The following is a 23,395-nucleotide window of genomic DNA, read 5'->3' as shown; positions in this document are numbered from 1 at the left end:
GTGCCTTGTCGCGTAGCGCCGCCTTAATTGGCGCGGGCGTGCTTTGGAAAGAGCCCAGTCGGTGCGTGGCGTGAAATCGACCATCAGGAGGACAGCTTGAGCAATTTCATCGTACGCAAGGCCGCAGTGCTGGGCGCCGGTGTCATGGGCGCGCAGATTGCGGCGCATCTGGCCAATGCCGAAACGCCGGTCGTGCTTTTCGATTTGGCGGCCAAGGAAGGCGACCTCAACGGCATCGTCAAGAAAGCCATCGACGGTCTGAAGAAGCTCGAGCCGTCGCCATTGGCGACCTCGGATCGCGTCCTCTACATCGACGCCGCCAACTACGACCAGCACCTCGAACAACTGCGCGGCTGTGACCTGATCATCGAGGCCATCGCCGAGAAGATGGAGTGGAAGGACGATCTCTACCGCAAGATCGCGCCCTTCGTCGCGCCCGACGCGATCATCGCCTCGAACACCTCGGGCTTGTCGATCAACCGTCTCGCCGAAGCGCTGCCCGAGTCGCTGCGCCCGCGCTTCTGCGGCATCCACTTCTTCAACCCGCCACGCTACATGCGGCTGGTCGAGCTGATCGCCACGCGCGACACCGCGCCGTCGCTGCTTGACGACCTCGAATCCTGGTTGGTGTCGCGTCTCGGCAAGGGCGTGGTGCGCGCGCTCGACACGCCAAATTTCGTCGCCAACCGTGTCGGCGTCTTCTCCATGCTGGCGGCGATGCACCACACGCAGCGCCTGGGCCTCGGTTTCGACGAGGTCGACGCGCTGACCGGTCCGCTGATCGGCCGGCCGAAGAGCGCCACTTACCGTACCGCCGACGTGGTCGGTCTCGACACCATGGCGCACGTCATCAAGACGATGCAGGACACGCTGCCGAACGATCCGTGGGCCGCTTACTACGCGCCGCCGGTGTGGCTGACGGCGCTGATCGGCAAGGGGGCGCTCGGCCAGAAGACGCGCTGCGGCATCTTCCGCAAGGACGGCAAGGCAATCAAGGTGCTCGACCTTGCCGCGCAGGATTACCGCGACGCGCTGCCCGCCGACAAGGCAGTGGCGCCGGAAGTGTTCGCCATCCTCAAGATCAAGAACCCGGCCGAGAAGTTTGCCGCGCTGCGTGCCTGCGAACATCCGCAGGCGCAGTTCCTGTGGGCGATCTTCCGCGACGTCTTCCACTACTGTGCCTTCCACCTCGCCGACATCGCCGACAACGCGCGCGATGTCGACTTCGCCATGCGCTGGGGCTTCGGCTGGGCGCAGGGTCCGTTCGAAACCTGGCAGGCCGCCGGCTGGCAGGCGATCGCCGATGCCGTCGCCGAAGACATCGCTGCCGGTCGCGCCTTGACGGCAGCGCCGCTGCCGGCCTGGGTGGCCGGCCGGAGTGGTGACAAACCCGGCGTGCATGCCGCCGAGGGTTCATACTCCGCCTCGGCCAACACGCTGCGTCCGCGTTCGACCTTGCCGGTCTACCAGCGCCAGCTCTTCCCCGAGCGCGTCTTTGGCGAACCGGCGCTGCCGTTCACGCACGCCGGCGAAACGTTGTTCGAGAATGCCGGCCTGCGCCTGTGGCGCCTGCCGTCGGTCGACGCTGAGATCGGCATCGTCTCCTTCCGCAGCAAGATGCACGCGCTCGGCCGCGACGTGATCGAAGGTCTGCAGCAGGCGGTCGCCTACGCCGAAGCCAACCTCAAGGGGCTGGTGCTGTGGCACGACGCGCCGTTTGCCGTCGGCGCCAATCTCAAGGAAGTCGCCGAGAGCGTCGCTGCCGGTCAGTTCGATCTGCTCGAGACCTACGTTGCGGCCTTCCAGGATGCGTCGATGTCGCTCAAGTACGCCAAGGTGCCGGTCGTCGCCGCGGTGCAGGGAATGGCGCTCGGCGGTGGTTGCGAGTTCCTGATGCACTGCGCGCGCCGTGTCGTTGCGCTCGAGTCGTACATCGGTCTGGTCGAGGCCGGCGTCGGCCTGATCCCGGCCGGTGGTGGCAGCAAGGAGTTCGCGCTGCGCGCCGCGGCGGCGGCGCCGAAGACGGCCAATGCCGATCCCTTCGACTTCATCGCGCCGGTGTTCCAGACCATCGCCATGGCCAAGGTGTCGAAGAGCGGGGCGCAGGCGCGCGAGCTCGGCTTCGTTCTCGATACCGACACGCTGCTGTTCAACGCCGACGAACTGCTCTACGTCGCGCTGCGCGAAGCGCGGGCGCTGGCCAAAGCCGGTTACGCGCCGAAACTGTCGCCGCGCAAGGTGCGCGTCGCCGGCCGGCCGGGAATCGCCACGCTGGAGATGATGCTCGCCAACATGAAGGAAGGCGGCATGGTTTCGGCGCACGACTACGTCGTCGCCAAGGCGGCAGCGACGGCGCTGTGCGGCGGCGACGTCGAGGGTGGCAGCCTGGTCGACGAGCAGTGGTTGCTCACCGTCGAGCGCCAGCAGTTCGTCGCGCTGCTGAAGAACGAGAAGACCCAGCAGCGCATCGTGCACATGCTGGAAACCGGCAAGCCCCTGCGCAACTAAGGCTGACCCGAACGGATAGCCAAGGAGAAAAACCCCATGAGCAAACAGATTCAGGATGCCTACATCGTTGCCGCGACGCGTCTGCCGGTCGGCAAGCGCAAGGGAATGTTCGGTAACGTCCGCCCCGACGACATGCTGGCGCACGCGCTGAAGTCGGTCGTCGCGCAGGCGCCGGGCTTCGATCCGGCGCTGCTCGACGACGTCATCGTCGGCTGCGCCATGCCGGAAGCCGAGCAGGGAATGAACGTCGCGCGCATCGGCGTGCTGCTCGCCGGCCTGCCGAACACGGTGCCCGGCATCACTATCAACCGCTTCTGTTCGTCCGGCCTGCAGGCCGTCGCCGACGCGGCGGCGCGCATCCGCCTCGGCGAAGCCGACGCGATCATCGCCGCCGGCACCGAAACGATGAGCCTGATGAGCCAGATGATGGGCAACAAGATCGCCATCAATCCGGCCATCTTCGAGAAGGACGAAAACACCGCCATCGCCTTCGGCATGGGCATCACCGCCGAGAAGGTGGCGCAGCGCTGGCAGGTGTCGCGCGAAGACCAGGACGCCTTCGCCGTCGCTTCGCACCAGAAGGCGGTCGCCGCCATCGCTGCCGGCAAGTTCCGCGACGAAATCTCGCCCTACACCGTCGTCAGCCATCTGCCCGACCTGAAGACCGGGCAGGTGCGCGTCAGCGAGTTCGTCGCCGACACCGACGAAGGGCCGCGCCCGGATTCGAGCCTGGAAAAACTTGCCAAGCTCAAGCCGGTGTTCGCCGCGCGCGGTTCGGTGACGGCCGGCAACAGCTCGCAGATGTCCGACGGATCGGGCGCCGTTCTGGTCGTTTCCGAAAAGATCCTCAAGCAGTTCAACCTGAAGCCGCTGGCGCGCTTTGCCGGCTATTCGGTCGCCGGCGTGCCGCCCGAGATCATGGGCATCGGCCCGATCGAGGCGATTCCGCGTGCGCTCAAGCAGGCCGGTGTCGCGCTCGCCGACATCGACTGGATCGAGCTCAACGAGGCCTTCGCGGCGCAGGCGCTGGCGGTCATCCGGACGGTCGGCCTCGATCCGGCGAAGGTGAACCCGCTCGGCGGCGCCATCGCGCTCGGTCACCCGCTCGGCGCCACCGGCGCCATCCGCACGGCGACGACGGTGCATGCGCTGCAACGTGAAAAGCTGCGCTACGGCATGGTGACCATGTGCATCGGTACCGGCATGGGCGCCGCCGGCATCTTCGAAGCCATTCGCTGATGCCCATTCCGCCGGCCGGGGTGTCCTGCCCCAGCCGGCGGACGCGTTGATGATCCCCTCTTTCTGGAACCGCATTCCGCCACGCTGGCGGCCGGCACTCTTTCGTTTCGGGCTGAACTTTTTCCCTGCCTACCGGGCGACGGGCGGGCGCGTCGTCGCCGTGGCGCCGGATATGTTGGGCGCGCGCGTGCGCCTGCCTCTCGGTTGGCGGACCTGCAACGGCGCCGGCACGACCTTCGGCGGGAGCCTGTACGCGGCGACCGATCCTCTGTTCGCCTTGCTCCTCGCCGTCAATCTGGGGCCTGACTACGTGGTCTGGGACAAGGCGGCGTCGATCCGCTACCGCCGCCCTGGCCGCACCACCTTGTTCGCCGACTTTCGCATTTCGCCCGAAGACCTGCGTGTCGTCCGCGAAACCGTCGCGCGTGAGGGGCGCTGCGACCGGCATTTCCATGTCGACTTCTGCGATGCTGAAGGCGTCGTGCACGCGGGCATCGACAAAACGGTCTACATCGGTCGGCGCCATCCGCCGTCCGGCGAAAACCCGCCAATGCCCCGCTAAACGCGCGAAATTCGCTTCTGGCATGCTCTTCTGGCATCCCCGTCCGGCGACGGATCAAGGATAATAGGGCGCAACCATCCCTGCGGAAGAACGATGAACCCGGAAGTATTCGCTTCCCTGTCTTGGCGCGACGCACTGGTCGGTCTGGTCGTGCTGCTGGCCGTCTATGTCGGCTTCGTCTTTCTGCGCATGCGCGCATTGCAGCGTGCGCCAGCGACGTCGCCCGTGACGCCCGCGGCGGCTGGCACGGCGCTCGCCGCCTACGCCGCTGTTGCCGAGGAGCCATCCCTCGCCACTCCGGCGCCGCCCGCGAAGGAAGAGCCAGCCCCCGCAGCGCCGACACGTGTTGCCGATTTCGCCTGGAACGAGCCGCCGCCGCTGGAGCCGGCGGATCGCCGCGACGTCGAGGCGCTGGAGCGCGAAGCCGCGCGCCTGCGCAACGAAACCGCCGCCTTGCGGGAGCGGGTCGGTCTGCTCGACGCCGAACTCTCGCGCGTGCGGATTACCCTGCAAGACGACATTACCGCCCTGCGCGACGAATTGCGCCGCGAAATGGAGCAGGCGAGTGTGACGCAGCATGTTTCGCCGCTCTACGGAGAAGCGATGCAAATGGCGCTGCAAGGTGCCGACGCGCTCGATATCGCGCGGCGTTGCGGTATCGCCCGCGCCGAGGCCGAGTTGGTTGTCGCCTTGACGCGCAACCACGACGAAGCCCCGTGAACGGTCGGGAGGACGACATGAACAAACACCACCAAGGAGTCGTGCATGGCTGAAAAAGCCGCTGCCAGCCCCGCCAAGGTCGAAGCCCCCGAACTCAAGCGCAAGCTCGCCTGGCGAATGGGCGTCGCCGGACTCATGATTGTCGTCCTGCTTGCCGTGCTCGCCATGTTCGACCGCCTGAATACGCCGGACGACGAAGAAGAGTCGCCGCGCTTCACCGCGCCGGTGCCCACGGCAAAGCCGACGCCGGCGCCTGCCCAGACAGCCACGCAGCCGGTGACGCAGGCGGCCAGCGGCGCGCCAAGTGCCGAAACGCCGACCAAGCCGATCGACAAGGCGCCGGTCGCCGAATCCAGCGCCGCGCCGACGCGTCCGGCGACGCCGGCCGCCACTGCGGCAGAAGCTCCGGCGCGCCCGGAAGTTGCCGCCCAGCCATCGCCGTCGCGTGCCGCGGCTCCCGCACACAATGCATCGGCGGACAAAAGCCCCAAGGCATCGCCGCCCGTCGTCAGCACGGCGCCAGCGCCCGCTGCCGCCAATCCGCCGGCGGCGCGCCCCGCTGCTGCGCCAGCGCCGGCCTCTGCCGCGGCAGCGGCCCCCCCGGCGGCTCCCGCTGCCGCGCCGGCGCTGCCGAACACGACACCGCGTTTGCTGAGTGGCTTTGCCTTGCAGACCGGGGTTTTCTCCGATGTGCGGCGGGCGGAAGAAATGCATGCCATGCTGACCCTGAACGGCATTCCATCGACCATCGAGGCGCGGGTGCAGGCCGGGCCCTTCCGCTCGCGTGCCGAGGCGAAGGCGGCGCGCGCGAAACTCGAGGCGCTGGGTATCGACTCGGTGCTGCTGTCGCCGCCGAAAGCCTCTTCGCGTCACTGAGCGCACTACCGAAGCGGCGGCGCGGCGAAACCTCCGCCGCATCGCCACCCGCCACTGCGTGCCGGTACGGTGGCAGGAGCGGCCCCCCCGAGAGCGCGCGCTTTTTGCGTTCTTCAAACCGTCCGAAGGCTAACCTCCAACCTCTTCCGGCTACCGCCTTTTTTCGAGGATGAACATCATGGCTAAAACGATCATTTCCACGCCTGACGCTCCCGCCGCCATCGGCACCTATTCGCAGGCGATCCGTGTCGGCGATACCGTCTATCTTTCCGGCCAGATCGGCTTCGACCCGCAGACGATGATCCTTGCGGATGATGTCGAGACGCAGATCGAGCGCGTGTTTGCCAACCTCAAAGCCGTCGCTCTGGCGGCCGGCGGCAGCTTGGCGGATATCGTCAAACTCAACGTCTACCTCGTCGACCTCAACGATTTCGGCAAGGTGAATGAAGCGATGGCGCGTCATTTCAGCGCGCCGTTCCCGGCGCGGGCGGCGGTGGGCGTGGCGGCGCTGCCGCGCGGTGCCCGCGTCGAAGCCGATGGCGTGATGGTGCTCGGCGGCTGATGTCGTCAGCGGTAAAACCTTCGCCGCGCCGCGCGAGCACCGCTTCGCGCACGACGAAGGAGGCCGCGCCGGCAGCACGCACGGCGCTGTCGGATGTGCCTCGCGCCAGCCCACGTGCCGCAGCGTCGCGCGCTGGCGCCAGGGAGAAAAGCGCTTCTTCCGCCCAAAAGGCGTCGACGGTAGCGATTCCCCCCGACGCCGAGATGCTGGCGGTGTCGCCGGCGCTGCGCGGCCGATTGCTCAGTCTGGGCTTGCGCCGGCAGGATGATCTCGTGCTGCACCTGCCCTTGCGCTACGAAGACGAGACGTCGCTATCGACGATTGCCGAGGCGGCTCCCGGCGTTAGCGTCCAGCTTGAGGTCGAGGTGCTCGACGTCAGCGTGCAGTATCGTCCGCGCCGGCAGTTGCTGGCACGCACCGCCGATGCGACGGGCACGCTGACGCTGCGCTTCCTGAACTTTTACGGCAGCCAGACGCGCAGTCTGGAAAACGTCCGCGACGCGGGTCGTCGCCTGCGTGTCTTCGGCGAGTTGCGGCACGGCTTTCTTGGGGCGGAAATGGTGCATCCGCGCTGCGTCGCCGTCGACGCCGACGCGCCGCTACCCGCCGCGCTGACGCCGGTCTATCCGGCCACGGCGGGTGTTTCGCAAGCCGTCTTGCGGCGTCTGGTGTCGGGGGCATTGAAGCAGGTGTCGCTCGACGAGCTGTTTGCGCCCGGTGCGCTGGTCGCCGAAGGTGGGGGAAGCGTGGCCGGGCGAACAGAGGTGACCGGGGCGGGCGCGCCCATGCCAGCCCTTTGGACTTTCGCCGATGCCGTGCGCTACCTGCATGCGCCGCCGCCCGCTGCGCCGGAGGCGGCCTTGCACTCGCGCGATCATCCGGCATGGCAGCGCATCAAGTTCGACGAATTGCTGGCGCAGCAGCTTTCCTTGCAGCGGGCGAGCCGTGCCCGGCGCCGTCAGGGGGCGCCGGTGCTGGCGCCGGCCGGTGCGCTGGCGCAGGCCTTGCTGGCGAGTCTGCCATTCCCGCTGACCGGCGCGCAGCGCCGGGTGGTGGAGGAAATTCGTGCCGATCTGGCGCAGCCCTGGCCGATGCAGCGCCTGTTGCAGGGCGATGTCGGCAGCGGCAAAACCATTGTCGCGGCGCTGGCGGCGTGTCAGGCCATCGAGGCGGGCTATCAGACGGCCTTCATGGCGCCGACGGAAATTCTCGCCGAGCAGCACTATCTCAAGCTCACGGCCTGGCTCTCGCCGCTTGGCGTCTCCGTCGTCTGGCTCACCGGCAGCCTGAAAAAATCGCAGAAGCGCGCCATGCAGGCGCAGGCAGCGGCGGGCGCACAACTGGTGATCGGTACGCATGCCCTGATTCAGGAGGATGTCGATTTCGTGCGGCTTGGCCTTGCCATCGTTGACGAGCAGCACCGCTTCGGTGTCGCCCAGCGCCTCGAACTGCGGCGCAAGGGCGGCACGCCGCACCAGCTGATGATGTCGGCGACGCCGATTCCGCGCACGCTGGCGATGAGCTATTACGCCGATCTGGACGTGTCGACGCTCGACGAGCTGCCGCCGGGGCGCACGCCGATCAAGACCCGCCTCGTGAGCGATGCGCGGCGCGACGAGGTGATCGCGCGCCTGCGCGGTGCCGTGGCGGGCGGGCGGCAGGCGTACTGGGTCTGTCCGCTGATCGAGGAGTCGGAAAAGCTCCAGTTGCAGACCGCCATCGACACGCACGCGACGCTCGTCGCGGAGTTGGGCGGGCTGACGGTCGGTCTGGTGCACGGGCGCATGAAAGCCGCCGAGAAGGCGGCGACGATGGCGGCTTTTGCCGCCGGCGATATCCACGTGTTGGTGGCGACGACGGTGATCGAGGTTGGCGTCGACGTGCCGAATGCCAGTTTGATGGTGATCGAACACGCCGAACGCTTCGGCCTGTCGCAACTGCACCAGCTACGCGGCCGCGTCGGACGTGGCGCAGCGGAGTCGGCGTGCGTCCTTCTCTATCAGGGGCCGCTGTCGCCGACGGCGCGCGAGCGTCTGCGGGTCATGCACGAATGCACCGATGGCTTCGAGATTGCCCGTCAGGATCTGCACTTGCGCGGCCCCGGCGAATTTGTCGGCAGCCGTCAGTCGGGAACACCGCTGCTGCGCTATGCCGATCTCGAAACCGACACTGAGCTGATCGAACTCGCCCGCGACGCGGCGACGCGCCTGCTATCGTCCGAGGCGGGACGGGCGGCAGCGGAGCGCCATCTGGCGCGCTGGATCGGTTGGCGCGAAGAACTGCTGAAAGCCTGAGACGATGACGCCTGCAACCTGCCTGAAAGGTTTTGCCGCGCGCGCTATCCATGGTGCGACGCACGGCGCCACGAATGCTGCGGTGAGGGCGCGCGCATGAGCGTCCTTTCACTGCTGTCGACGCGTCGCTTTGCTCCCTTCTTTGCGACGCAGTTTCTCGGTGCCTTCAACGACAACGTCTTCAAGAATGCGCTGGTGGTCGTGCTCACCTTCCGCGCCGCGCAGTGGACGACGCTCGATGCCGGCATCCTTGCCAATCTGGCAGGCGGCGTTTTCATCCTGCCGTTCTTCCTCTTTTCTGCCAGCGCTGGCCAGCTGGCCGACAAGTTCGACAAGGCGATGCTCGCGCGCGCGGTTAAAGGGCTGGAGATGGCGATCATGCTGGTCGCCGGCGTCGGTTTCTTTTGGCACAGCTTGCCGGTGCTGTTTGCGGCGCTGTTTCTGCTCGGCCTGCATTCGACGCTGTTCGGGCCGGTGAAATACGCGCTCATGCCGCAACACCTCGCCGCCGACGAGTTGGTCGTCGGCAACGCCCTCGTCGAGGCGGGAACCTTCGTCGCCATCCTGCTCGGAACGCTGGCGGGCGGGCTGATCGCCGCAGCCGATGTCGCGCCGCTCTGGATCGCTGTCGCGGGCGGGGCGATTGCGGCGCTCGGCTATCTGTGCAGCCGGGGCATTCCCGCCGCGCCGGCGCCAGCGCCCAGTCTGCGCTTCAACCCTAATCCCTTCAGCGAGACCTGGCGCAACATTGGTTTTGCCCGGCAGGAGCGGCGGGTGTTTCTCGCCATCCTTGGTATTTCCTGGTTCTGGCTCTACGGCGCCCTGTTCCTCGCGCAGATGCCGGCGCTGGCGAAAAACGTGCTGGGTGGCGACGAGGGTGTCGTCACGCTGCTGTTGGCGATCTTCACCGCCGGTATCGGCACCGGCTCCTTCCTTTGCGAACGCTATTCGCGGCGCCAGCTTGAGCTGGCGCTGGTGCCGCTGGGCGCGCTCGGTCTCACGCTCTTCGGCCTCGATCTGGCGCTGTCGCTTCCCGGCTTTCAGTTCGCCGCGCCGATGGCGGCGCCGACGCCAAACCCGATTGCCGCAGCGCCCGTGTCGGTCGGCGAATTGCTGTCTCCCGCGGGGCTGACGCACACGGGCATTGGCCGGACGATGTTCGATCTCTTGGCGCTCGGCGTGTTTGGCGGGCTTTTCATCGTGCCCTTGTACGTCGTCATGCAAGTGGCGAGCGACCCGGCGCACCGTGCGCGCATCGTCGCCGCCAATAACATTTTCAACGCGCTGTTCATGGTTGCCGGCGCCCTCGGCGCTGCCGCACTGCTCGCGGCGGGCGTTGGGCTGCCGCAGCTCTTTGCCCTGGCCGCGCTGGCGAATGCGCTGGCGGCACTGGGCTTCTTCGTCCGTGCGCCGGAATACCTTCGCCGTGTGCGCGACTGTTGGGCGCGTCGGTGATCCGCCCGCGTCCGTCGCTGCCGGAGGGAGGCGTCTGTCCGCCTGTGCGCCGGGCTGACGGCTGCCGACGCAAAGCGCGCGCGGGCGGCTAAAATGCCGGCCATGACGCCTCTCTCCAACCCCCTTCCCGGCTCGCCGCCGCCGCCAAGTCTGCGCGAGCGCGCGGACCACTACAGCAAGCTGATGCGGCTCGATAAGCCCATCGGCACTTTGCTGCTGTTGTGGCCGACGTTCTGGGCGCTCTGGTTGTCCTCGCATGGCCATCCCGACTGGCTGGTTGTCGGAATTTTTTCGCTCGGCACCTTCCTCATGCGCTCCGCCGGCTGTGTGATCAACGACTTCGCCGACCGTGACTTCGATCCGCACGTCGCCCGCACCCGCCAGCGTCCGCTGGCTGCCGGTAAGGTGACGACGAAAGAAACGCTGGCGCTGTTTGTCGCGCTGGTGATCGTCTCCTTCGTGCTGATCCTGCCGTTGCAGAATTGGCTGGTGATCGAGCTCTCCTTCGCGGCGCTCTTTCTTGCCGCGAGCTATCCGTTTACCAAGCGCTTTTTCGCCATCCCGCAGGCGTATCTCGGCATTGCCTTCGGCTTTGGCATCCCCATGGCCTACGCCGCGCAGATCAACAGCGTGCCGGCCGAAGCCTGGTGGCTCTTGCTCGCCAATATTTTCTGGGCGGTCGCTTACGATACTGAATACGCGATGGTCGACCGCCCCGACGATCTGAAAATCGGCATCAAGACTTCGGCCATCACCTTCGGCCGCTACGATGTCGCCGCCGTCATGTTCTGCTACGCCGTCACTTTCGGGTTGATTGGCTGGGTGGGCTATGGCGAGCACCTCGGCGCGTTCTTTTATGCGGGGCTCGCCGTCGCCGCCGGCATGGCGGTTTATCACTGGACCCTGATTCGTGACCGTGCGGGCCCGCCCTGTTTCAAGGCGTTCATGCACAACAACTGGCTCGGTGCGGCGATATTCGCGGGCATCGCGCTCGACCTGTTTTTTTCCGACCGAGGTTTCTGAGTGAACTATCACGATCTGCGCGATTTCATGGCGCAGCTGGAGAAAATCGGCGAGCTGAAGCGTGTCAGTGCCGCCGTCGACACCCGGCTGGAAATGACCGAGATCTGCGACCGCGTGCTGCGGGCGGGCGGGCCGGCGATCCTTTTTGAGCGGCCGACGACCGGCGGTGTGGCCGTGGATATCCCGGTGCTGGCGAATCTGTTCGGCACGCCGCGACGCGTTGCGCTGGGCATGGGCGAGGATTCGGTCGCCGCGCTGCGGGAGGTCGGCAAACTGCTCGCCTACCTCAAGGAACCCGAGCCGCCCAAGGGCTTGAAGGACGCTTGGGAAAAGCTGCCGGTGCTGAAGCAGGTACTCACCATGTCGCCGAAAATCGTTTCGTCGGCGCCCTGTCAGGAAGTCGTGCGCGAGGGGGCCGACGTCGATCTGTCGCGTCTGCCGATTCAGCACTGCTGGCCGGGCGATGTGGCGCCGCTGATCACCTGGGGGCTGACGGTGACGCGCGGGCCGCACAAGACGCGGCAGAACCTTGGCATCTACCGTCAGCAGGTGATCGGCCCGAACAAGCTCATCATGCGCTGGCTGGCACATCGCGGCGGTGCGCTCGACTTTCGCGATCACTGCGAAAAATTCCCCGGCAAGCCTTTCCCGGTGGCGGTGGCGCTGGGCGCCGATCCGGCGACGATTCTCGGTGCCGTCACGCCGGTGCCCGATTCCCTCTCCGAATACCAGTTCGCCGGCCTTTTGCGTGGCGCCAAGACCGAGCTGGTGAAGTGCATCGGCTCCGACCTGCAGGTGCCAGCCTCGGCCGAGATCGTACTCGAAGGCCATATCGATCCTGCGGAAACGGCAATTGAAGGGCCGTATGGCGATCACACCGGCTACTACAACGAGCAGGCGTCGTTCCCGGTGTTCACCATCGACCGCATTACCCAACGCCGCCAGCCGATCTATCACAGCACCTATACCGGCAAGCCGCCCGACGAGCCGGCGATGCTTGGCGTGGCGCTGAATGAAGTCTTCGTGCCGCTCTTGCAGAAGCAGTTCACCGAGATCGTCGACTTCTATCTGCCGCCCGAAGGCTGCTCGTATCGTCTGGCGGTCGTCAGCATCCGCAAGCAGTACCCCGGTCACGCCAAGCGCGTGATGTTCGGCATCTGGAGTTTCCTGCGCCAGTTCATGTACACCAAGTTCATCATCGTCGTCGATGACGATGTGAACATCCGCGACTGGAAAGAAGTTATCTGGGCGATGACGACGCGCGTCGACGCCGCGCGCGACACGCTGATCGCCGAAAACACGCCGATCGATTATCTCGATTTCGCCAGCCCTGTTGCCGGTCTGGGCAGCAAGATGGGACTCGACGCGACCAACAAGTGGCCGGGCGAGACGCAGCGGGAATGGGGAACGCCGATTGTCATGGACGCAGCCGTCAAGGCGCGCGTCGACGCCATGTGGCAGGACTTGGGGCTGTAGTCGCCGCTACTGCCTGAGGCTGGGGCGGCGGACGTGGGGGCCGCCCTGTCGCCCAGACCTCCACGGTGCGTCTCCAGGCGGCTCTCCGCGCTTGATCCCGGACGGTCTCGACCCACACCGGCCTTACTGCGCGGCGACCCAGCCCAATAGTGCGTCGATTGCCGGTTTGCCTTGCCGCGCCTGCGGATCGTTGATCAGGCAGACCGTGATCCAGCGCCGCCCGGAACGGTCGAGGACGTAGCCGGCGATGGCGCGAACGCCGTCGAGATAGCCGGTTTTCAGATGCGCGCGCCCCGTCGCCGGGCTGTCGCCGAGACGGCGTTTAAGCGTGCCGTCGACGCCCGCCAGCGGTAGCGAGGCCATCAACTCCGGCATCACCGGGCTTTGCCAGGCCGCCTGCAATAGCTGGGCGAGCGTCGTGGCGCTTACCCGTTCGCTGCGGGAGAGTCCCGAGCCGTTGTCGAGGATGAGCCCCGACGTATCGACGCCCTTGTCGGCGAGCCAGTTGCCGACTCGCTGGCGGGCCGCCGCGGGAGTCGCCGGGCGTTCGCTGGCGAGTGTCAGGAATATCTGCCGCGCCATGACGTTGTTGCTGTACTTGTTGACGTCGCGCACGACGTCGGCGAGCGGTGGCGATTCCTCTGTGGCGAGGCGTTGCGCGCCGGCGGGCGTCAGGCCCGTCCGCAGGCGGCCGCGCCAGGTGCCTCCCATCTCCTGCCAGAGCGTGCGGAAAAGCCGCTCCACCTGTACGTCGGGCGCCCACGGCGAGAGGTTCAGCGCCTTCTCGCCGCAACCCGCCGGGAATACGCCCGTCAGCGTGAGGGTGTCGCCACTCACGGCGATTGCCAGCTTTTCGCGCCAGTCGCCGCAGGCTTCCTCGCTCAGGCGCAGACGATTGATGAGACGCACGCCGTCGCCCGGCGTTTCGTTGATGAGCGTGACCCGGCGTGCCTCGCTATTGGCTTGCAGCGTCAGATGAATGCTGTTGAGGTTGAGGAGAAGGGCGTCCGGGCCGGCGTTGTACGGGCGCAGGGGTTCGTTATCGAACGCCGCCGGGTCGTGCGCGGGGAGAGCGAAGGCGCTGCGGTCGACAATGAGGTCGCCGGCGATCTCCGTGAGGCCACGGGCGCGCAGTTGCCGCAGCAGCAGCCAGAAGGCTTCCAGCGAGAGTTTCGGATCGCCGCTGCCGCGCAGATAAAGATTTCCCGCGAGGCGGCCGTTACGTATGGGGATATCCGTGAGGGCTTCGGTGGTCCATGTAAATGCGGGGCCGAGCAATTCAAGGCCGGCGTAGGTGGTGACCAGCTTCATCGTCGACGCCGGGTTCATGGCGAGTGACGGGTTTAGTGCCAGCACAGGCTGCGGCGCATCGACGGCCTGAACCACGACGGAGACGCTTTGCAGGGGGATGCCGGCATCGCGCAGCGCCGCACGCATCGCCGTCGGCAGCTCTTCCGCCAGTACGGGAAAAGTGGCCAACAGGAGCGCGAAGAAGGGGAGTAGCAGTTTCATGACGGCAATCATAGGAAGGTTTCCTGCAATCAATTTTTTCGCCGAATCTTGATCTGTGCAAAATATTGGTAGGATGCTGGGGAAATCGCTTCGCTGCCTTGGGAGGTCAGCGATGAGCACTGCGATTCATGGATGCGATAACTAAAACGACGGAGGTCTGCAATGCTCGAAAGAATGTCGCTGAAGGCGAAGATCGTGCTGCTGATATTGGCGGCGCTTTCTGGAATGGCGGCCATTATCGCCCTGTCTGCGATTGAAACGCGGAAGGACCTCGAAGACGCGAGACGTTTGGAGATTCGTGCCGTCGTCGAAGCAGCGACGAATGTCGCAGCGCACTATTACGCCGAAGAAACCGCTGGTCGGATGACCCGCGAAGAAGCGCAAAAGGCCGCCGCAGCGACCATCGGCGATAGTCGGTACGGCGGTCCCGAAGGCAAGACCGATTACGTCTATATCTTCTCCTTTGACGGGACGACGGTTGCGCACGTCAATCCCAAGTTCCTCGGCCGTAACGTGACCGAGGAGGTAAAGGACGGCAAGGGTCGCTACACCTTGCGCGACATCATCGCCGCCGCGCAGACGGGCGACGCAGGCGGCAGCTATGTCGACAGCGCTTTCCCGCGCCCGGGGCAGACCGAGCCGGTCGACAAGATCCAGTTCACCAAGGCGTTTACGCCGTGGAAGTGGGCCATCGGCTCCGGCGTCTATGTGGATGATATTGCTGCGCAGTTCATGCAGCGTCTGGTGCGTGATCTGGGCGTGGCCGGCGTGCTGCTGGCGCTCGTGGCGCTGATCGGTTTCGTTATTGCGCGCGGTGTTTTGCGTCAGGTGGGCGGCGAGCCTAACGAGGCGATTGCCTTGATGGCACGAGCCGCGTCCGGCGATCTGACGGTGTCCGTCGCCGGCGCACCGAAGGGCAGCATGCTCGGCTCGTTTGGCGAGATGCTGTCGGCGATGCGCTCGATGTTGCTGGAGATTGGCAACGGCGCGACGCAGGTGACGAAAAACGCCGAGCGTATCGTCACGGCGGCACGCGAGGTGGCGGTGGCGTCGCAGCACCAGACCGACGCGACCTCGTCGATGGCGGCGGCCATCGAGCAGATGACCGTCAGCGTGACGCATATTTCCGATAGCGCGGCCGATACCGAGCTCGACGCCACCGAGTCCTTGCGTCTGGCCGACGAAGGAGGCGAACGGGCACAGGCGGCGACGGCGCAGATCAATCGCATCGCCGCCACGGTCACTGACGCGTCGGCGCGGATTCGCAGCCTTGAAGCGCACGCGGGTGAAATTTCTTCGATTGCGGCGGTCATCAAGGGCATCGCCGGGCAGACCAACCTGCTGGCGCTCAACGCGGCCATTGAGGCGGCGCGGGCGGGCGAGCAGGGCCGTGGCTTCGCCGTCGTTGCCGACGAGGTGAGGAAGCTGGCGGAACGCACTTCGGCGGCAACGATCGAAATCGAAACGATGATTGCCGCCGTACAGTCGGAAACCGGGAGCGCGGCGCAGGTCATGGATGCGGCTCTGCCAGAAGTGGCAGAAGGCGTGCAGTCCGTGGAAGGCGCCGCCGACGCACTGCGCAAGATTCGCGATGGTGCCGACAAGTCGCTGGGCCATATTCGTGATGTGGCCGGCGCGACGCGCGAGCAGAGCATCGCCAGCACCAGCATCGCCCAGCGCGTGGAAGAAATCGCCCAGATGGTCGAGGAAACCAGCGCGGCGACGCAGTCGACGGCGGATACCGCCGCCGAGCTGGATCGTATTGCCGGTGAGTTGCACGCGCAGATCAACCGCTTCCGCTGTTGATGAGTTGCGCCGGGCCGGGGTATCGCTGCCGGTCCGGCGTTTCGTCAGCCATCGCCAGCTGGGCGTGGTGATGATCTGGCAAGGGGCGCGCAGGCGCCCCTTCTGCGACATAGAGGTTTGGCAGGGAAGTTATGCATTGAAAAAAGTTTTTCGCCACGCGTAAATCGTAAGCGGGAAGTAAGGCGCGGCTTCTATTCTCTTTCTGGCAATCGGTCCATCTGGCGGTCCGGTAGTTCACTCGTGAGGAGGGAGACATGAAAGACGATATCGTGGCGCGCATAGTCGCCAATCCAAAGTATCAACAACTCAAAAGTACTCGCGCGTCGTTCAGCATCATCATGGCATTGCTGGTGATGGTGATTTACTACGGCTACATCCTGCTGATCGCCTTCGACAAGGAATTGCTGGCGCAGAAGCTGGGCGAGGGGATGGTGACGTCGATCGGGATTCCGATGGGCGTCGGCGTGATCGTGCTGACGGTGATCCTCACCAACATCTACGTGCGCCGTGCCAATACCGAGTTCGACGCGCTGAATGACGCCATCGTCCGCGAGGAGGCCAACAAATGAGCCACCCTCTTCTGCGGCAAATGCTCGTTCTGCTTACCGGCCTGCTAGCCGTGGGCGTCGCCTTCGGTGCCGGGGCGGATCTCGGCCAGACCACCAAGCAGGCGACCAACTGGGTCGCCATCGGCATGTTCACCGCCTTTGTCGCCCTGACGCTCTGGATTACCAAGTGGGCGGCGGGCAAGACCAAGTCGGCGGCGGATTTTTATACGGCGGGTGGTGGCATCACCGGCTTCCAGAACGGCCTGGCGATTGCCGGCGACTTCATGTCGGCGGCGTCCTTCCTCGGGATTTCGGGACTGGTCTTCGCCAACGGCTTCGACGGCCTGATCTTCTCGATCGGCTGGCTGGTCGGCTGGCCCGTGCTGACCTTCCTGATGGCGGAGCGTCTGCGCAATCTCGGCAAGTTTACCTTCGCCGACGTCGCTGCCTACCGCTTTGCCCAGACGCCGATCCGTACCTTCGCGGCTACCGGTTCACTGGTCGTCGTCGCCTTCTACATGATCGCGCAGATGGTCGGTGCCGGTCAGTTGATCAAGGTGCTGTTCGGTCTGGAGTATCAGTACGCGGTGATCATCGTCGGCGTGCTGATGATGCTCTACGTGCTGTTCGGTGGCATGACGGCTACCACCTGGGTGCAGATCATCAAGGCCTGTATGCTTCTCACCGGCGCGTCCTTCATGGCCATCGCCGTGCTCTGGCAGTTCGATTTCAATCCGGAGAAGCTCTTCGCCAAGGCCGTCGAGGTGCACGCCAAGCACGACCTGATCATGGCGCCGGGCGGGCTGATCAAGGATCCGATTTCGGCCATCTCGGTCGGTCTGGCACTGATGTTCGGTACGGCGGGGCTGCCGCACATCCTGATGCGCTTCTTCACCGTGCCGAGCGCCAAGGAAGCACGCAAGTCGGTGGGGTGGGCGACGACCTGGATCGGCTACTTCTATATCCTGACCTTCATCATCGGCTTCGGCGCGATCGTGCTGCTTACGCAGGATCCGGGGGCCTACTACGTCGATGGCGACATCGCCAAGGGCTTGAAGGGCGGCGGCAACATGGCGGCGGTGCATCTGGCCAACGCCATCGGTGGCAACGCCTTCCTCGGCTTCATCTCGGCCGTGGCCTTCGCGACCATCCTCGCCGTCGTGGCCGGGCTGACGCTCTCCGGGGCGACCGCCGTTTCGCACGACCTCTATGCGACGGTGTTCAAGAAGGGGCAGGCCGATTCCGCGTCGGAGCTGCGTGTGTCGAAGATCACGACGGTGTGCCTCGGCATCCTCGCCGTTTTCCTCGGTATCGCCTTCGAGAAGGAAAACGTTGCCTACATGGTGATGCTGGCCTTCGCCATCGCTTGTTCGGCCAACTTCCCGGTGCTGTTCATGTCGGTGCTGTGGAAGAACTGCACGACGCGTGGCGCGGTCGCTGGCGGTTCGGTCGGGCTCTTCCTCTCCGTCGCGCTGACGATAGTCTCGCCGTCGGTGTGGGAGGCGGTGCTGCATCACGACAAGGGTACGGCGCTGTTCCCGTACTCGTCGCCGGCACTGTTCTCGATGTCCGCTGCTTTCTTCACCATCTGGCTGGTATCGGTGCTCGACCGCAGCAAGCAGGCGGAAAAAGAACGCGCGGCCTTCCCGGCGCAGCAGGTGCGTTCCGAAACCGGCATCGGTGCCGTGACGTCGGCCTCGCACTAAGTCTCAACCCACAGACCGCCCGCGAGGGGCGGTAACGTGGCGCGGCCCGGAACCTTCCGGGCCGTTTTTTTTTGTGCACGCCCTTGAAATAGGTGGAGGGCGACCCTATTATTAGCACTCGTTAGCCGCGAGTGCTAATACGTCGCTGCCCGGACCCGAGGGTCGGGCGCCGTGAGATTCGTAGTGACTTGAGCCTGTCTCAGGCCAAAAAAACCAAGGAGATACCGCATGAAAATCCGTCCGTTGCATGACCGCGTGATCGTCAAGCGTCTCGAAGACGAGCGCAAGACCGCTTCCGGCATCGTCATTCCTGACACCGCCGCTGAAAAGCCCGATCAAGGCGAAGTGCTCGCCGTGGGTAATGGCAAGCTCCTCGAAGACGGCAAGGTTCGCGAAATGGCCGTCAAGGTGGGTGATCGCGTCCTGTTCGGCAAGTACGCCGGCCAAACCGTCAAGGTTGACGGTCAGGAACTGCTGGTCATGCGTGAAGAAGACATCGTGGGCGTGATCGAGGCCTAAGGCTTCCTTCCGCACCGAATAACGTTTCAGGAGATATCGAATGGCTGCAAAACAAGTACTTTTCGCTGACGACGCACGCGCCAAGATCGTCAACGGCGTGAACATTCTGGCCAACGCGGTCAAGGTCACCCTCGGTCCGAAGGGCCGCAATGTCGTGCTCGAGCGCTCCTTCGGCGCCCCGACCGTGACCAAGGACGGCGTTTCCGTCGCCAAGGAAATCGAACTGAAGGACAAGTTCGAAAACATGGGCGCGCAACTGGTCAAGGAAGTGGCTTCCAAGACTTCCGACAACGCCGGTGACGGCACCACGACCGCGACCGTGCTGGCGCAGGCCATCGTTCGTGAAGGCTTCAAGTACGTCGCGGCCGGTTTCAACCCGGCCGACCTGAAGCGCGGCATCGACAAGGCCGTTGGCGCCATCGTCGAAGAAGTGAAGAACATCTCCCGTCCGACGACGACCTCCAAGGAAATCGCGCAAGTCGGCTCGATCTCCGCCAACTCCGACTCGGCGATCGGCGAAATCATCGCCAACGCCATGGAAAAGGTCGGCAAGGAAGGCGTCATCACCGTTGAAGACGGCAAGTCGCTGAACAACGAACTCGAAGTCGTCGAAGGTATGCAGTTCGACCGCGGCTACCTGTCGCCCTACTTCATCAACAATCAGGAAAAGCAGATCGCCGTTCTCGATCAGCCTTTCGTCCTGCTTTTCGACAAGAAGATTTCCAACATCCGCGATCTGCTGCCGGTACTGGAACAAGTCGCCAAGGCTGGTCGTCCGCTGCTGATCATCGCTGAAGACGTCGAAGGCGAAGCGCTGGCGACCCTGGTCGTCAACAACATTCGCGGCATCCTGAAGACCGTTGCTGTCAAGGCGCCGGGCTTTGGCGACCGTCGCAAGGCCATGCTCGAAGACATCGCCATCCTGACCGGTGGCCAAGTGATCGCCGAGGAAGTCGGCCTGACGCTCGAAAAGGCAACGCTGCAAGACCTCGGCCAGGCTGCGCGTATCGAAGTGGGCAAGGAAAACACGACGATCATCGACGGTGCCGGTCAAACCGCCACCATCGAAGCACGCGTCAAGCAAATCCGCGTGCAGATCGAAGAAGCGACCTCCGACTACGACCGTGAAAAGCTGCAAGAACGCGTCGCCAAGCTGGCCGGCGGTGTTGCCGTGATCAAGGTTGGCGCGGCCACCGAAGTCGAGATGAAGGAAAAGAAGGCGCGTGTCGAAGACGCGCTGCACGCCACGCGCGCTGCCGTTGAAGAAGGCATCGTTGCGGGCGGTGGCGTGGCCCTGCTGCGTGCTCGTTCGGCCATCAAGGATCTGAAGGGCGACAACGCCGATCAGGACGCCGGTATCAAGATCGTGCTGCGCTCGATCGAAGAGCCGCTGCGCCAGATCGTCGCCAACGCCGGCGACGAGCCTTCCGTGGTCATCAACAAGGTGCTCGAAGGCACGGGTAACTACGGCTACAACGCCGCTAACGGCACCTACGGTGACCTCGTTGAGCTGGGCGTTCTCGACCCGGCCAAGGTGACCCGTTCGGCGCTGCAAAACGCCGCTTCGGTTGCCGGCCTGATCCTGACGACCGACGCCATGGTTGCTGAGCTGGCCGAAGAAAAGCCGGCTGGCGGCATGCCGGGCATGGGTGGTATGGGTGGCATGGGCGACATGGGCATGTAAGCATCGCCTGACGTTGCGCAGTATCCCGAAAGACCCCGCTTCCGAGCGGGGTCTTTTTTTGGTCGGTCGCCGCTCCTCTGTCATGCCAGACGGATTGCGTTCTTGCATTGGCCGCGGCGCAGCGCTCTTTGTTACACTGCGTCGGCTGTTTGCGCTCGCTGGCTCCTCACTCAGTGAGGTTTGGCCGTCCTTGGCTGCGTGCCGATCCTTCTACTTTCTCTCGATGCCATGCGGATTCTGTTTGCCGAAGACGATCCGATCATTTCCGACGGCCTTGGCCGCTCGCTGCGCCAGTCGGGTTATGCCGTTGATTGTGCGCTGAACGGTATCGACGCCGATACGGCACTCCTCACGCATACCTACGATCTGGTGATCCTCGACCTCGGTCTCGGCCGTATGTCGGGTCTGGAGGTGTTGCGCCGCTTGCGTGCACGTGGCAGCAATACGCCGGTGCTGATCCTGACGGCGCTTGATGGCACCAGTGACCGCGTGCGCGGACTCGATCTGGGCGCCGACGATTACATGGCCAAGCCGTTCGAGCTTGTTGAACTCGAGGCGCGAGTGCGGGCGTTGACGCGGCGCTCTTCCGGTACCACGCCGGTGGTTCAGTGCGGCGCCTTGAGCTTCGACCAGACCGGACGGACGGCGCAGTTGGCCGGCGTGCCGCTGGAGCTTTCCGCTCGCGAGATCGGGCTGCTCGAGGTGCTGGTGGCGCGGGCAGGGCGTCTTGTCAGCAAGGACCAGCTCGTTGAGCAGTTATGTGGCTGGGGCGAGGAGGTCAGCCACAACGCGATTGAGGTGTACGTACACCGCCTGCGCAAGAAGCTGGAGTCGGGGGGGGTGCGTATCGCGACGGTCCGCGGACTCGGGTATTGCCTTGAAAAACCCGCCGAAGACCGCAAGCCCTGAAGGGCAGCGCTCGCTCTTTGGCGAGATTCTGGATTGGATGCTGGCGCCACTGCTCTTCGTCTGGCCGATCAGCATCGCCGTAACGCACTACTTCGCTTACAGCGTCGCCAGCTTTCCTTACGACCAAGCCCTGCGCGAGCAGGTCAACACCGTTGCGCGGCAGGTGCAGTTCGTCAACGGTCGGCCCAGGGTGGTTTTCCCCGGGCCGGCGCGAGCTCTACTGCGCGCGGACGAGATCGACAGTGTCTACTTCCACGTCCTCGATCCGGATGGCCGCTTGCTCGCCGGGGATCGCGAATTGCCGCCGCCGCGTGAGTTGGCCGTGCCGCTGAATGAGGAGGCGGGGGAGGTGTATTTCCGCGATGCAGAAGCCGACGGCCGCGACCTGCGTGTGGCCTATCTGCATCTCGCCGAGGCCAGTGCGCCGCGCGAGAAATGGTTGCGGGTCGAAGTGGGCGAGACGATGGACAAGCGCTCGCAGCTCGCCAACAAGATCATCGCCAGCGTCATCCTGCCGCAATTCGTCATCATCCCGCTGGCCGTCATCCTCGTGTGGTTCGGCCTCTCGCAGGGGCTACGGCCGCTCACTCGCCTGCGCGAACGGATCGAATCGCGGGCCGAGGGCGATCTGTCGCCGATTTCCGCGCGCCGTGTACCTGAGGAACTGCAGCCGCTCACCGACGCGTTCAATGCCATGATCGCCCGCTTGCAACACAATATGGATGTGCAGCGGCGCTTCGTCGCCGACGCGGCGCATCAGATGCGCACGCCGCTGACGGGGCTGAAGATGCAGGCGCAGCTGGCGATGCGTGAGCGCGATCCGGACGATCTGCGGCACGCTTTGCAGCAGATCGCCAGTGGTGTTGATCGCGCCTCCCATCTTGTTGATCAACTGTTGGCGCTGGCGCGAGCCGAGGCGAGCGAGAACGCTCTGCAGACGCTGGTGCCGCTCGATCCGGATGGGCTGCTGCGCGATGTCGTCGGTGACTGGGTGGCGCGCGCGATGAGCCGGCACATCGATCTCGGCTACGAGGCGGCCAACGACGAGGTGCTCATTCTCGGCAATGCCCTGTTATTGCGCGAGTTGATTAATAACCTGATTGATAACGCCTTGCGCTACACGCCCGAAGGCGGTTGTGTGACATGCCGCATCGTCGCCCAGGGCGATTTCGCAGTGCTCGAAGTGGAAGACAGCGGTATCGGCTTGACTGAGGAAGACGCCGTCCGTGTCTTTGATCGCTTCTATCGCGTCGATGGCACCGGCGTCGAGGGAAGCGGCTTGGGGCTCGCCATCGTCCGCGAGATTGCCGAATTGCACCGTGCCGCCGCCAGCTTGCGCCCCAATGCGCCGCGTGCGGGGCGGGCCGCGCCAGCGCCCGGCGCAATCGCGCGTGTTGTGTTTCCGACCTGGCGCGTCGATCCGCCAGCGGCGGCATCGCCAGCGCCTTCGGCCCCGCAATCCCCCGCCGAAGGCGGTCCGCCCCTCGCCTAAACGGCGGCGAGCCGCCTGCAATGGCGAAAAGTTGCGTCTTTTTTACGACTTCTTTTGACGGACGGAAAAGTGCTCGTTATAATCGAGCCCTCTTGGCCAGTTAGCTCAGTTGGTAGAGCAGCGGATTGAAAATCCGCGTGTCCGTGGTTCGATTCCGCGACTGGCCACCAGAATTTGAACGGCTTCCAAAAATGGAAGCCGTTCTTGCGTGTGGGGCGCGCTGCTGTGTGGAGTGCACTGCTCGCTGGGTGGTGCGCCATCCTTCGGCCTAGAGTAAGAGGCGGGCGAATATCGCTCGGTCGGAGGCGTGGAATTGCCGCTTTTGAGTATTTTCAAAAAAGGTGTTGACGCCAGTCAGAGTGTCTGTATAATTCGCTCCTTCGCTGCTGACGCAGCGAACGAATTCGAAGCAAGTGCTTGAATTCAAAGTTCTTTAAAAACGAGACAATTGATAGGTGTGGGTGCTTGTCGAGGTGACCGGACGCGAGTTCGGGAGCAAAAAGA

The 23,395-nt window shown here is 64.8% G+C and carries 18 protein-coding genes and 1 tRNA gene; 18 read left to right on the top strand and 1 reads right to left on the bottom strand.

The window, feature by feature from the left end:
- Positions 1-96: 96 nt before the first annotated feature.
- The 10 genes from GHK24_RS11920 to ubiD all read left to right on the top strand — a co-directional run bounded on the left by GHK24_RS11920 (position 97) and on the right by ubiD (position 12,715).
- Positions 97-2,508 carry a 3-hydroxyacyl-CoA dehydrogenase/enoyl-CoA hydratase family protein gene (locus GHK24_RS11920; RefSeq protein WP_153473110.1) on the top strand — a complete coding sequence of 804 codons (2,412 nt, stop codon included), beginning with the start codon at positions 97-99 and terminating at the stop codon, positions 2,506-2,508.
- Between the two features lie 36 nt (positions 2,509-2,544).
- A complete protein-coding gene (locus tag GHK24_RS11915) occupies positions 2,545-3,747 on the top strand; it encodes an acetyl-CoA C-acyltransferase (RefSeq protein WP_153473109.1) in 1,203 nt (400 codons plus the stop codon).
- Positions 3,748-3,796: 49 nt separating this feature from the next.
- Positions 3,797-4,309, top strand: coding sequence for a DUF4442 domain-containing protein (locus GHK24_RS11910; protein WP_153473108.1), 513 nt, complete (start codon positions 3,797-3,799; stop codon positions 4,307-4,309).
- Positions 4,310-4,402: 93 nt separating this feature from the next.
- Complete coding sequence (locus tag GHK24_RS11905; RefSeq protein ID WP_153473107.1) at positions 4,403-5,029, top strand: DUF2802 domain-containing protein; 627 nt, start codon at positions 4,403-4,405, stop codon at positions 5,027-5,029.
- 45 nt (positions 5,030-5,074) lie between these two features.
- A complete protein-coding gene (locus GHK24_RS11900; protein WP_153473106.1) occupies positions 5,075-5,905 on the top strand; it encodes an SPOR domain-containing protein in 831 nt (276 codons plus the stop codon).
- 178 nt (positions 5,906-6,083) lie between these two features.
- Positions 6,084-6,467 (top strand): RidA family protein, encoded by a 384-nt coding sequence (locus tag GHK24_RS11895; protein WP_153473105.1) that lies wholly within the window; start codon positions 6,084-6,086, stop codon positions 6,465-6,467.
- The gene (gene recG / locus GHK24_RS11890; RefSeq protein ID WP_153473104.1) at positions 6,467-8,761 is read left to right on the top strand and encodes an ATP-dependent DNA helicase RecG; all 2,295 of its coding nucleotides are present in this window, start codon (positions 6,467-6,469) and stop codon (positions 8,759-8,761) included. Before GHK24_RS11895 ends, recG begins: the two co-directional genes overlap by 1 nt.
- Positions 8,762-8,857: 96 nt before the next feature.
- A complete protein-coding gene (locus GHK24_RS11885) occupies positions 8,858-10,216 on the top strand; it encodes an MFS transporter (protein ID WP_153473103.1) in 1,359 nt (452 codons plus the stop codon).
- Positions 10,217-10,309: 93 nt separating this feature from the next.
- Positions 10,310-11,239 (top strand): 4-hydroxybenzoate octaprenyltransferase, encoded by a 930-nt coding sequence (gene ubiA, locus GHK24_RS11880; RefSeq protein WP_422917824.1) that lies wholly within the window; start codon positions 10,310-10,312, stop codon positions 11,237-11,239.
- On the top strand, positions 11,240-12,715 hold the full coding sequence (gene ubiD, locus GHK24_RS11875; protein ID WP_340666181.1) for a 4-hydroxy-3-polyprenylbenzoate decarboxylase: 1,476 nt from the start codon (positions 11,240-11,242) through the stop codon (positions 12,713-12,715). It begins immediately after the preceding gene.
- A gap of 123 nt (positions 12,716-12,838) precedes the next feature.
- On the opposite strand, the gene dacB is transcribed toward ubiD, so the two are convergent.
- Positions 12,839-14,227, bottom strand: a complete 1,389-nt coding sequence (gene dacB, locus GHK24_RS11870) for a D-alanyl-D-alanine carboxypeptidase/D-alanyl-D-alanine endopeptidase (protein WP_153473102.1) — start codon at positions 14,225-14,227, stop codon at positions 12,839-12,841.
- Between the two features lie 162 nt (positions 14,228-14,389).
- Between dacB and GHK24_RS11865 the strand changes: the two genes are divergently transcribed.
- The 8 genes from GHK24_RS11865 to GHK24_RS11830 all read left to right on the top strand — a co-directional run bounded on the left by GHK24_RS11865 (position 14,390) and on the right by GHK24_RS11830 (position 23,061).
- Complete coding sequence (locus GHK24_RS11865) at positions 14,390-16,033, top strand: methyl-accepting chemotaxis protein (RefSeq protein ID WP_153473101.1); 1,644 nt, start codon at positions 14,390-14,392, stop codon at positions 16,031-16,033.
- Positions 16,034-16,287: 254 nt separating this feature from the next.
- The gene (locus GHK24_RS11860) at positions 16,288-16,602 is read left to right on the top strand and encodes a DUF485 domain-containing protein (protein WP_153473100.1); all 315 of its coding nucleotides are present in this window, start codon (positions 16,288-16,290) and stop codon (positions 16,600-16,602) included.
- Positions 16,603-16,622: 20 nt separating this feature from the next.
- Positions 16,623-18,287, top strand: coding sequence for a cation acetate symporter (locus GHK24_RS11855; RefSeq protein ID WP_153473158.1), 1,665 nt, complete (start codon positions 16,623-16,625; stop codon positions 18,285-18,287).
- Between the two features lie 228 nt (positions 18,288-18,515).
- Complete coding sequence (gene groES, locus GHK24_RS11850; RefSeq protein ID WP_153473099.1) at positions 18,516-18,806, top strand: co-chaperone GroES; 291 nt, start codon at positions 18,516-18,518, stop codon at positions 18,804-18,806.
- A 40-nt stretch (positions 18,807-18,846) separates the two neighbouring features.
- Positions 18,847-20,490: a chaperonin GroEL gene (groL, locus tag GHK24_RS11845; RefSeq protein ID WP_153473098.1), complete on the top strand. Its 1,644-nt coding sequence runs from the start codon at positions 18,847-18,849 to the stop codon at positions 20,488-20,490.
- 228 nt (positions 20,491-20,718) lie between these two features.
- A complete protein-coding gene (locus GHK24_RS11840; protein WP_153473097.1) occupies positions 20,719-21,399 on the top strand; it encodes a response regulator transcription factor in 681 nt (226 codons plus the stop codon).
- Positions 21,368-22,891 carry a sensor histidine kinase gene (locus GHK24_RS11835; RefSeq protein ID WP_228384684.1) on the top strand — a complete coding sequence of 508 codons (1,524 nt, stop codon included), beginning with the start codon at positions 21,368-21,370 and terminating at the stop codon, positions 22,889-22,891. Before GHK24_RS11840 ends, GHK24_RS11835 begins: the two co-directional genes overlap by 32 nt.
- Before the next feature lie 94 nt (positions 22,892-22,985).
- A tRNA-Phe gene (locus GHK24_RS11830) sits at positions 22,986-23,061 on the top strand.
- Positions 23,062-23,395: the final 334 nt, after the last annotated feature.

The organism is Rhodocyclus gracilis, from assembly GCF_009617575.1.
Taxonomy (GTDB): domain Bacteria; phylum Pseudomonadota; class Gammaproteobacteria; order Burkholderiales; family Rhodocyclaceae; genus Rhodocyclus; species Rhodocyclus gracilis.
Note: the sequence above shows the minus strand (reverse complement) of the source record. Positions and strands in the feature narration are given on the sequence as shown.

Excerpts from the sequence above, each read along its gene's own strand:
- GHK24_RS11915 (WP_153473109.1), top strand. The coding sequence starts at position 2,545 with ATGAGCAAACAGATTCAGGATGCCTACATCGTTGCCGCGACGCGTCTG.
- GHK24_RS11910 (WP_153473108.1), top strand. The coding sequence starts at position 3,797 with ATGATCCCCTCTTTCTGGAACCGCATTCCGCCACGCTGGCGGCCGGCA.
- GHK24_RS11905 (WP_153473107.1), top strand. The coding sequence starts at position 4,403 with ATGAACCCGGAAGTATTCGCTTCCCTGTCTTGGCGCGACGCACTGGTC.
- GHK24_RS11900 (WP_153473106.1), top strand. The coding sequence starts at position 5,075 with ATGGCTGAAAAAGCCGCTGCCAGCCCCGCCAAGGTCGAAGCCCCCGAA.
- GHK24_RS11895 (WP_153473105.1), top strand. The coding sequence starts at position 6,084 with ATGGCTAAAACGATCATTTCCACGCCTGACGCTCCCGCCGCCATCGGC.
- recG (WP_153473104.1), top strand. The coding sequence starts at position 6,467 with ATGTCGTCAGCGGTAAAACCTTCGCCGCGCCGCGCGAGCACCGCTTCG.
- GHK24_RS11885 (WP_153473103.1), top strand. The coding sequence starts at position 8,858 with ATGAGCGTCCTTTCACTGCTGTCGACGCGTCGCTTTGCTCCCTTCTTT.
- ubiA (WP_422917824.1), top strand. The coding sequence starts at position 10,310 with ATGCCGGCCATGACGCCTCTCTCCAACCCCCTTCCCGGCTCGCCGCCG.
- dacB (WP_153473102.1), bottom strand. The coding sequence starts at position 14,227 with ATGAAACTGCTACTCCCCTTCTTCGCGCTCCTGTTGGCCACTTTTCCC.
- GHK24_RS11865 (WP_153473101.1), top strand. The coding sequence starts at position 14,390 with ATGCTCGAAAGAATGTCGCTGAAGGCGAAGATCGTGCTGCTGATATTG.
- GHK24_RS11860 (WP_153473100.1), top strand. The coding sequence starts at position 16,288 with ATGAAAGACGATATCGTGGCGCGCATAGTCGCCAATCCAAAGTATCAA.
- GHK24_RS11855 (WP_153473158.1), top strand. The coding sequence starts at position 16,623 with ATGCTCGTTCTGCTTACCGGCCTGCTAGCCGTGGGCGTCGCCTTCGGT.
- groES (WP_153473099.1), top strand. The coding sequence starts at position 18,516 with ATGAAAATCCGTCCGTTGCATGACCGCGTGATCGTCAAGCGTCTCGAA.
- groL (WP_153473098.1), top strand. The coding sequence starts at position 18,847 with ATGGCTGCAAAACAAGTACTTTTCGCTGACGACGCACGCGCCAAGATC.
- GHK24_RS11840 (WP_153473097.1), top strand. The coding sequence starts at position 20,719 with ATGCGGATTCTGTTTGCCGAAGACGATCCGATCATTTCCGACGGCCTT.